Genomic DNA, 8,613 nt, shown 5'->3' on the forward strand with positions numbered 1-8,613 from the left:
GATGAAGGACACTTTTGAGAATTTAAGGAAGGTAAATGTCTTTCATCTCCCTGATGAAGGACACTTTTGAGAATTCAAGGAAGGCACTTGTCTTTCATCCCCCCGATGAAGGACACTTTTGAGAATTCAGGGAAGGTAAATGTCTTTCATCCCCCCGATGAAGGACACTTTTGAGAATTCAAGGAAGGTAAATGTCTTTCATCCCCTCGATGAAGGACAGTTTTGAGATTTCAAGAAAGGAATCTGTCCTTCAAAACCGTAATGAAAGACATTTCTGTGATTTTAAGAAAGAAACTTGTCTTTCAGCACTATCAGAATTTCCCCATCGGATGGCGGATGATACAAAAATACTAGATTTTAAAAATAGTTTTGTCTTTTCACCAAGATTTCACCAACCCCTATTAATATTCAATCCATAAGATAAAGAAAGGAGATAAAGGAATGAACACAAAAGTAAAAAAAGGTATCTTCTGGGGCGGCCTCATCGCTTCGATCATTTTAGTCATAAACATTGTCCAGTCTCTATTAAGAGGAATCGGCGGTTTTGCCAGAAGTTCACAATTTGGCGGACATCAAATGATTCACGGTGCGCACCACGGAGGAGGATTCCCTTGGCTCTTCCTTATTATCGGACTAGCAGTTCTAGTTCTTTTCGTAAGATGCCTTAAAAAGAAGTCAACCTCTTCTTCGATACAGCAGTTTATTGACACCTCTGTTGCAGGCGCGCATTTACCAGTCACTAACCAAAATGCTAATGCTTTAGACCAATGGGAAAAAACGATTTTAACTAAAAAGGAGAATGAATAAAATGGGTATTTTTAAACGATTAAAAACAATTACAATGGCTGAAATTAACGGATTATTAGATGGGATTGAAGATCCGATGGCAATGTTAAACGAGTATTCGCGGGAAATGGAACAGGAAATCACAAAAGGTCAAAATGCGTTAGCTCGACAACTTTTTGTGGAAAAAAAACAAGCAGCCCTCATTTCTGAAACAAAGTCATTAGTGGATAAGCGGACTCGTCAGGCGAAACTAGCACTTGAGCAAGGGGACGAGGCCATGGCAAAACTAGCCGTCCAAGAAAAACTCAACAAAGAAAACCAGCTGCAACTATATGTGGATCAACTAGCATCAATTAAGGGACAAACCCAAATCCTTGTTGAAAAATTGGACCAGCTCAAGGAAACCTATAACCTAATGCAGCAAAAGAAAGTATTGTTGGCGTCCCGTGCGAATGTGGCTCAGTCGATGAAACAAATTCAGAAAGTAACGGTTTCCTTTAACTCAGATGATATTGCTAGAGGAGTGGCACGTGCGGAAGAGAAGATCTTAATGATGGAAGCAGAAGTACTGGCAGGCAATCAGTTTTCAGCTCCGTTAGCGCAGCTGGACGCTGCATTTGATACTTATGTGAGTGATGAAGAGCTAAATAAGGAACTTGAAAAATTAAAGAATGAAAAAGTTGCCGCATTATAATTCTGGAAAAATACAAAACCCCTTTCGCATTATTAGCGAAAGGGGTTTTGTATGAGGACTCATGGATGTTTATTGCCCTTTTGAATAAATATCATTATAATTAAACATGTCTAATTACTCACTTAGAATACAACGTACAAATCGTAAATAGAGGTGATTATTATGAACTTTAATCCAGTATCTAGTAAGAAATTATATATGCAAATTTATAATCAAATTCTTTCAGAAATCCAATCGGGTGCATTTAAAATAGGTGATAAACTGCCAGCTGAAAGAGAACTATGTGAAATGTTCGGTGTAAGTCGTGCACCGATTCGACAGGCCCTAAGCGCTTTAGAATTAAATGGAATTATTTATTCCCGTCAAGGCGAAGGCGTTTATGTGAAAAGCAATCAACTTGCAACGGATCAATCCTTCTTTAAATCCATCACCCCTGAAGATATTGTTGAGGCAAGAATGAACATCGAGCCGCTTATTGTTAAATTTGCAGCCCAAAGAGCAACGGATGAAGACATAGAGGAGCTTCGTTCAACCATCAAACAGATGGAGGACGAAACAAAGGCTGGTGTATACGTACCAGAAACAGATGAGAAATTACATGGCGGCATTGCCAAGGCCTCTCATAATGATTTATTTATCAACATCATGGGTGCTATCATCAATGCGATGAAACAACAGGAAATGTGGAAATTTATTCGGGATCGGACCGTAACTCGACCAGATTACCGGGACGTTAATTTCAAAGAACATCAATTACTTATTCAAGCAATTGAGGATCGTAACGAACAAGAAGCAGTCAAAATTATGACTAACCATATGCAAAATTTATATGATCGGTATTGGAAGGATTAGATGAATTAACCTTTCAAAACTGTATAGACCAATACTCAAAATTCCCCATTAAAAAATTGTAATGGGGGATTTTTTTTATTTTTTATTGGTCTAATAGTGTTTATTATCATTCTTCATTTTCTTATTGACAAACAAAATCAAGAAAAGTATATTAAATACATAACATCTTAGTAGACAAGTGAACAAGAAGACAAGTGGATGGAAATGAAAAACAATAAAAAAGGAGGAGATTATGAGAGCAGCAGTCATCGATAAACCATTTTCGATTCGTTTACAAAAGGTTAGTTCACCGGTAATAAAGCATGCCAATGAGGTCAAAATTCAGGTGGTCGTAACTGGAATTTGCGGCTCAGAAATTCATGCTTACCACGGGACACATCCTTTTCGAATCCCGCCAGTCATATCAGGACATGAGCTTGCAGGGGTGGTCGTAGAAACTGGGTCAGAAGTCAAAGGGGTCTCATTAGGGGATCGAGTTACGGTGGAGCCTCATTATGGCTGTGGTGTTTGCAGATCTTGTCAAACTGGAAATTATCATGTTTGTAAAGAAAAAAGAGTGTTAGGTACACAAGAATGGATCGGTTCTTTTGGGGAATATATCGTTGTTCCGGAAAACACAATTGTTAAGTTACCAGAAACTATATCCTTTGAACAGGGAGCTATAATCGAACCCCTTGCAGTAGGCGTTCATGCTGTTAGAAAGGCTGGAGCAGGTCCTAACGATAAAATAGCTATTCTCGGAGCAGGCCCGATAGGTTTGGGTATCATGATCGCTGCAAAAAATGCAGGTGTATCCAAGATCTTCATAACAGATGCGTTGGATTATAATTTAGAAATTGCCAAAAGGCTGGGTGCCACTTCTCCCATTAATACAAATGAAGAGGATGCAGTTGAAAGAATATTGAAAGCGACAGATGGTGAAGGAGTAGACACCGTATTTATTGCTGTTGGAATTCAATCCGTCCTGAATGATTCTTTCCAAATCGTCAAAAGAGGCGGAAAAGTATCTGAAGTGGCTCTTTTTGGAAAAAAACCAGAAATTGATATTTCTTCCATTCAAAATAAAGAGATCGAATTAAGTGGATCCAACATGTATGTGAGAGAGGATTTTGAGATTGCGCTTGAGGCCATTGCAGCTAATTTATTTGATCCCTCTTTGTTTATCACAAAGGTTATTCCAATCGATGATATCAAGGATGCTATGAATATAGTTGACCAAAAATTAGAGAATGTTATAAAGGTTTTATTGAAATTTTAAATGTTTCCTATTTTTGCAGCTTTCATCTTTTTATTAAAATTTTTTTAAAACTGTTTTATGTAAGGGTTTGCAGAGATTCTGGAGGGAAAGATAGGGGGAATTATTTTGGATATACTTCAATTAGAGCGTACAACTACTAAAAAGGTGACGTTAAGATTAATTCCGTTTTTATTTTTATGTTTTACCATATCAATACTAGATCGAGTAAATATTGGGTTTGCAGCTCTTCAAATGAACCAAGATTTAGGTTTTTCTAATGCAGTTTTTGGATTTGGAGCAGGGATCTTTTTCCTTGGTTATTTCCTTTTAGAGGTACCGGGCAGTGCCATTATGACGAAAATTGGACCAAGAAAATGGATTAGTAGAATCATGGTTACTTGGGCTATCATTGCCATTTTTATGGCTTTTGTAAAAACGCCCATGCAATTTTATACAGCACGATTTCTTTTAGGGGTTGCTGAAGCTAGTTTTTATCCATGCATGGTATTTTATTTAAGCGGTTTTTATCAAACCAAACATCATGCAAAGGCGATTGCAGGATTTATGATTGCTATACCAGGTGCGAATGCATTAGGTTCACCACTTTCTACTTTCTTACTAGGAGTTAACTGGTTTGGATTAGAGGGGTGGCAATGGATGTTTATTATGGAAGCGATTCCGGCTATGCTGTTAGGTATCGTTTGCTATTTCTATCTTGATGATAAACTTGAAGATGTCAAATGGTTAAATAAAGAGGAGAAAAAGTGGTTAATTGATATTACAACAAAAGAGAAACTTCAAAAACAGGAAGTCAAACACTACACGTTCTTGCAGGCTTTAAGGGATCGCGATGTTTTAATCTTATCTATTGGATATTTTTGCTGGATGGTTGGCTACTACGGAATTGTCATGTTTTTACCAACTATTTCAAAAGGTTTAACGGAAGCAACCTCTCTTAGTACTCAATCCATGGGTTGGGTTTTAGGGCTCATGTATGTTTGTGCTATGGTTACGATGGTTCTAGTGGGTAATCACTCCGATAAAAAGAACGAGCGGCGCTGGCATGTTGCCGCATGTTTAACAACCAGTGCCATTGCCATGATCATCAGCAGTCTGGTTGCCAATACTAGCATTGTTTTATCCTTTGTCTTTTTAACCATCGCCCTTTGTGGAGCATTTGGCGCCTACTCTCCATTCTGGTCGATTCCTCCATCTTTCTTAACGGAAGCAGCCGCTGCAGGGGCCATTGCCCTTATTAATAGTATTGGGAATCTTGGTGGATTCTTTGGACCTTACATTGTGGGATCTATTAAAGATCTAACAGGATCATTTAATGCTAGCATGATTTTCTTAGGCATCAGTTTGATCGTAGGCTCTTGTATTGTTGTGTTCTTAGTAAAACAGTCAGGCAAGGTCTTAAGGCCGAATGTCGAAACTAAATTGGAAAAGTCTAGTTGAAAAGTTTATTAATCTATATCATCTAGTCGTCTCAAACCTTCGGATAACAATTTTTGTTGACCGAGGGTTTTTTTGTTTTTCCAGATCAGTGAGTTTTTATCCATTTTCCAAGTGGTTAATTTTTAAAAAAATCTGCATTGACAAATGTGAAAACGGTGTTATACTGAGTTCATAAGTTAACTTAGTAGACAAGTAGACAAGAAGATAACAATTTAAGCTTATCCAAATTGAATGAGGTGACTGGTATGAAAGATGTTGGTATTGAAGAATTAAAGCAAAAAGCGATGGAACTTAGAAAAACGACTCTCACCATGATTCACGAGGCACAATCCGGGCATCCGGGAGGTTCCTTATCTGCAGCAGATGTTGTTGCAGCACTATATTTTAGGGAAATGAATATTGATCCAACTAATCCCCAATGGGAAGATCGTGATCGGTTCGTTTTATCAAAAGGGCATGTGTGTCCGATCCAATATTCAGCACTAGCTTTACGAGGTTATGTACCGTATGACACCATTTACACATTAAGAAAGTTTGGTTCTCCATTCCAAGGACATCCAGATATGAAAAAGTGTCCAGGTATTGATATTTCGACAGGGTCTTTAGGACAGGGACTTTCTTGTGCAGTGGGTATGGCACTGGGAGGCAAAAGGGATTCAAAGAATTATCGAGTGTTCGCTGTGTTAGGTGATGGAGAGTGTCAAGAAGGCCAAATTTGGGAGGCTGCACAAAGTGCTGTTAAATATCAGTTAGATAATTTAGTAGTATTCGTGGATGACAATGGGTTGCAAATTGATGGTACAACCGAAGAAATTATGCCAAACCAGGATTTAGAAAAGAAATTTCACGCCTTTGGTTTTGAAACAAAAAGAATCAATGGACATTCGATGGAAGAGATTGTGGAAACTTTAGATCGTATCCGTGTAGCAAACAACGGAAAACCAAAATGTGTTGTTCTTAACACGGTAAAAGGTAAGGGCGTATCTTTTATGGAACATTCCGTTGGATGGCATGGTATTGCTCCTAATGATGTCGAGTTTTTGAATGCAATTGAAGAAGTAGCAGGGGGGTTAAAATAATGAGCTTAATGGAAAAAGATATTGTCGTTAAAAAAGCTACCAGAGAAGCCTTCGGTGATGAAATTGTCCGATTGGGGAAAAAGAACAAAAATATTTATGTGGTGGATATTGATATCGGTAAGTCTTGTAAGACAACAGAATTTGCAAAGCAATTTCCAAATCAGCATGTCAATGTTGGGATAGCGGAACAAAATGGTGCTGGATTAGCAGCCGGACTTGCGACAACAGGTAAGATTCCTTTTGTAAGCACTTACGCTGTATTTGGTTCACTAAGAATGGCGGAGCAAATCCGACAAGAAATTTGTTACCCCAACCTAAATGTAAAAATAGCCTGTTCTCATGGCGGACTTACCCCAGCGAATGATGGAGCAAGTCATCAAAGCATCGAAGATATGGGTGTACTTAGAACCATTCCAAATATGACGGTTATTATGGGTGCTGACTATTATTCTACTAGGAAATTAATCGAACTAGCAGCTGAAATGCATGGTCCGGTCTATCTTCGTTTTACTAGAGATACAGTTCCGGTTCTATATGATGAAAATGAAGAATTTACGATTGGCAAAGCAAAGCAGATCAAGGACGGAAAGGATCTCGCGATTATTGCAAATGGTGACACCGTCTATCTTGCCTTAGAAGCAGCAAAGCAATTAGAAAAAGAAGGTATATCCGTAAAACTACTAGATATGCACACTATAAAGCCTCTTGACCGGGAAGCGGTGGTTGACTGTTTAAAGGTTGGCAAAATCATTACAGTTGAAGACCATAATATTTTAAATGGTCTAGGAAGTGCGGTATGTGAAGTAGTTGCGGAGGAAGGCAAGGGGATTGTGAGAAGAATTGGGGTTCAGGATCAATTCGGGCAGTCGGCCCCATATGAAAAGTTGTTAGAGCTTAATGGGATTACCATCGAAAATATTGTCACTACAGCAAAAGATTTACTCAAAAACTAATACATTACCGAGGAGAGAAGAAACATGTTTGAATTAGAAAATCGTGTAGCAATCGTTACAGGCAGTGGTTCAAAAAAGGGGATTGGACGCACAATTGCTTTAACCCTGGCAAAACAAGGAGCAGCAGTGGTTATCGCTGACCTTAATATGGATGGAGTACACGATGTCGTGAATGAGATTAAAGAAGCTGGCGGCAAAGCTTTAGGAGTTGAACTAAATGTAACCAGCAAAGAATCGAATGAAGCCATGGTAGAAAAGGTTCTCCAAACCTATGGCCGAATTGATATCCTTGTCAATAATGCTGGAATTTCACAAAAAGTAACCGTTCAAGATATGACCTTAGAGGACATCAACCGAGTATTTAATGTGAACATGTTTGGACTATTCCTATGCACTCAAGCTGTACTAAAAACAATGAAAAAGCAAAAGTATGGCCGAATCGTAAGTCTTTCCTCCGTTTCTGCCAAACGAGGCGGCGGCGTATTTGGGGGACCGCACTATTCCGCTTCAAAGGCTGCCGTATTAGGATTCTCTAAGAATCTTGCCCGTGAAGTTGCTTTTGATGGAATCACTGTAAACTGTGTAGCACCAGGTCTTGTTAATACAGATATTTGGAAGTCCCTTCCTGAAGAGGAAGCAAAGAAAGTGATTGACGGTATTCCAATGGGAAGACCAGGTGAGACGGAAGAGATTGCGGCAACGATTGCTTTCTTAGCTTCAAAAGAAGCCTCCTACATTACAGGAGAAGAAATTGATATTAATGGCGGCTCACACATGGATTAATTTTATCCTTACTGTACAGGCATTCCAGTTAGGAATGCCTGTGTAATTTCAATGAACACTGAGAGGAGTGGTTGTTATTCAATTTAATCCAGTGGCCAGTAAGAAATTATATATGCAAATTTATCATCAAATCCTTTCTGAAATTGAATTGGGTTCATTTAAAAAAGGTGATAAACTGCCTGCCGAAAGAGAGCTGTGCGAACAATTTGGTGTAAGCCGTGTTCCCATCCGACAGGCCCTAAGTGCATTAGAATTGAATGGCATTATCTATTCCCGTCAGGGTGAAGGAGTTTATGTCAAAAGTAATCAGATTACACCTGATCATTCTGAATCTGCCATTTTTTTTAAATCGATATCCCCAGAGGATATAGTGGAAGCAAGGATGACGATAGAGCCTCTCATTATCAAATTTGCAGCTGAACGGGCAACTGATGAAGACATTGAAGAACTTCATTCGACTATCGAAGAGATGAAGAAAGAAACCATGGCTGGTGTTTATGTACCAGAGACTGATCACAAATTACATTTTAGTATTGCAAAGGCCTCTCATAATGACTTATTTATTAACATTATGGCGGCTATAAGTAATGCCATGAAACAACAAGAAATGTGGGAATTTATTCGGGATCGAACGGTCACTCGGCCGGATTATCGAGACACTAATTTTAAAGAGCACCAATTACTTATTAAAGCCATTGAGGATCACAACGAAAAAGAAGCAGTCGAACTCATGAATAAACATATGAAAAACTTATATGATCGGTATTGGAA

General features: G+C 38.7%; 9 protein-coding genes. All 9 read left to right on the plus strand.

The window, feature by feature from the left end; genetic code table 11:
- Positions 1 to 441 precede the first annotated feature (441 nt).
- Positions 442 to 807, plus strand: a complete 366-nt coding sequence (locus tag V7266_RS30005; protein WP_335472913.1) for a hypothetical protein — start codon at positions 442 to 444, stop codon at positions 805 to 807.
- Between the two features lies 1 nt (position 808).
- Positions 809 to 1,480: a PspA/IM30 family protein gene (locus V7266_RS30010; protein WP_335472915.1), complete on the plus strand. Its 672-nt coding sequence runs from the start codon at positions 809 to 811 to the stop codon at positions 1,478 to 1,480.
- 162 nt (positions 1,481 to 1,642) lie between these two features.
- Positions 1,643 to 2,332, plus strand: a complete 690-nt coding sequence (locus tag V7266_RS30015) for a FadR/GntR family transcriptional regulator (RefSeq protein WP_420491521.1) — start codon at positions 1,643 to 1,645, stop codon at positions 2,330 to 2,332.
- Between the two features lie 232 nt (positions 2,333 to 2,564).
- On the plus strand, positions 2,565 to 3,590 hold the full coding sequence (locus tag V7266_RS30020; protein WP_335472918.1) for a zinc-dependent alcohol dehydrogenase: 1,026 nt from the start codon (positions 2,565 to 2,567) through the stop codon (positions 3,588 to 3,590).
- A gap of 105 nt (positions 3,591 to 3,695) precedes the next feature.
- Positions 3,696 to 5,027, plus strand: coding sequence for an MFS transporter (locus V7266_RS30025; RefSeq protein WP_335472920.1), 1,332 nt, complete (start codon positions 3,696 to 3,698; stop codon positions 5,025 to 5,027).
- A 227-nt stretch (positions 5,028 to 5,254) separates the two neighbouring features.
- On the plus strand, positions 5,255 to 6,106 hold the full coding sequence (locus V7266_RS30030; RefSeq protein WP_335472921.1) for a transketolase: 852 nt from the start codon (positions 5,255 to 5,257) through the stop codon (positions 6,104 to 6,106).
- Positions 6,106 to 7,059 (plus strand): transketolase family protein, encoded by a 954-nt coding sequence (locus tag V7266_RS30035; protein ID WP_335472923.1) that lies wholly within the window; start codon positions 6,106 to 6,108, stop codon positions 7,057 to 7,059. Before V7266_RS30030 ends, V7266_RS30035 begins: the two co-directional genes overlap by 1 nt.
- A 24-nt stretch (positions 7,060 to 7,083) precedes the next feature.
- Positions 7,084 to 7,842 carry an SDR family NAD(P)-dependent oxidoreductase gene (locus V7266_RS30040; RefSeq protein ID WP_335472924.1) on the plus strand — a complete coding sequence of 253 codons (759 nt, stop codon included), beginning with the start codon at positions 7,084 to 7,086 and terminating at the stop codon, positions 7,840 to 7,842.
- 67 nt (positions 7,843 to 7,909) lie between these two features.
- A partial coding sequence (locus V7266_RS30045; RefSeq protein WP_335472925.1) for a FadR/GntR family transcriptional regulator occupies positions 7,910 to 8,613 on the plus strand: 704 nt, incomplete at its 3' end.

The sequence above is a fragment of the Neobacillus drentensis genome (genome assembly GCF_036965645.1).
GTDB classification, from domain to species: Bacteria; Bacillota; Bacilli; order Bacillales; family Cytobacillaceae; genus Neobacillus; species Neobacillus drentensis_D.

What these genes read in the sequence shown, in the direction of transcription:
- V7266_RS30005 (WP_335472913.1), top strand. Translation starts at nt 442, where the DNA reads ATGAACACAAAAGTAAAAAAAGGTATCTTCTGGGGCGGCCTCATCGCT.
- V7266_RS30010 (WP_335472915.1), top strand. Translation starts at nt 809, where the DNA reads ATGGGTATTTTTAAACGATTAAAAACAATTACAATGGCTGAAATTAAC.
- V7266_RS30015 (WP_420491521.1), top strand. Translation starts at nt 1,643, where the DNA reads ATGAACTTTAATCCAGTATCTAGTAAGAAATTATATATGCAAATTTAT.
- V7266_RS30020 (WP_335472918.1), top strand. Translation starts at nt 2,565, where the DNA reads ATGAGAGCAGCAGTCATCGATAAACCATTTTCGATTCGTTTACAAAAG.
- V7266_RS30035 (WP_335472923.1), top strand. Translation starts at nt 6,106, where the DNA reads ATGAGCTTAATGGAAAAAGATATTGTCGTTAAAAAAGCTACCAGAGAA.
- V7266_RS30040 (WP_335472924.1), top strand. Translation starts at nt 7,084, where the DNA reads ATGTTTGAATTAGAAAATCGTGTAGCAATCGTTACAGGCAGTGGTTCA.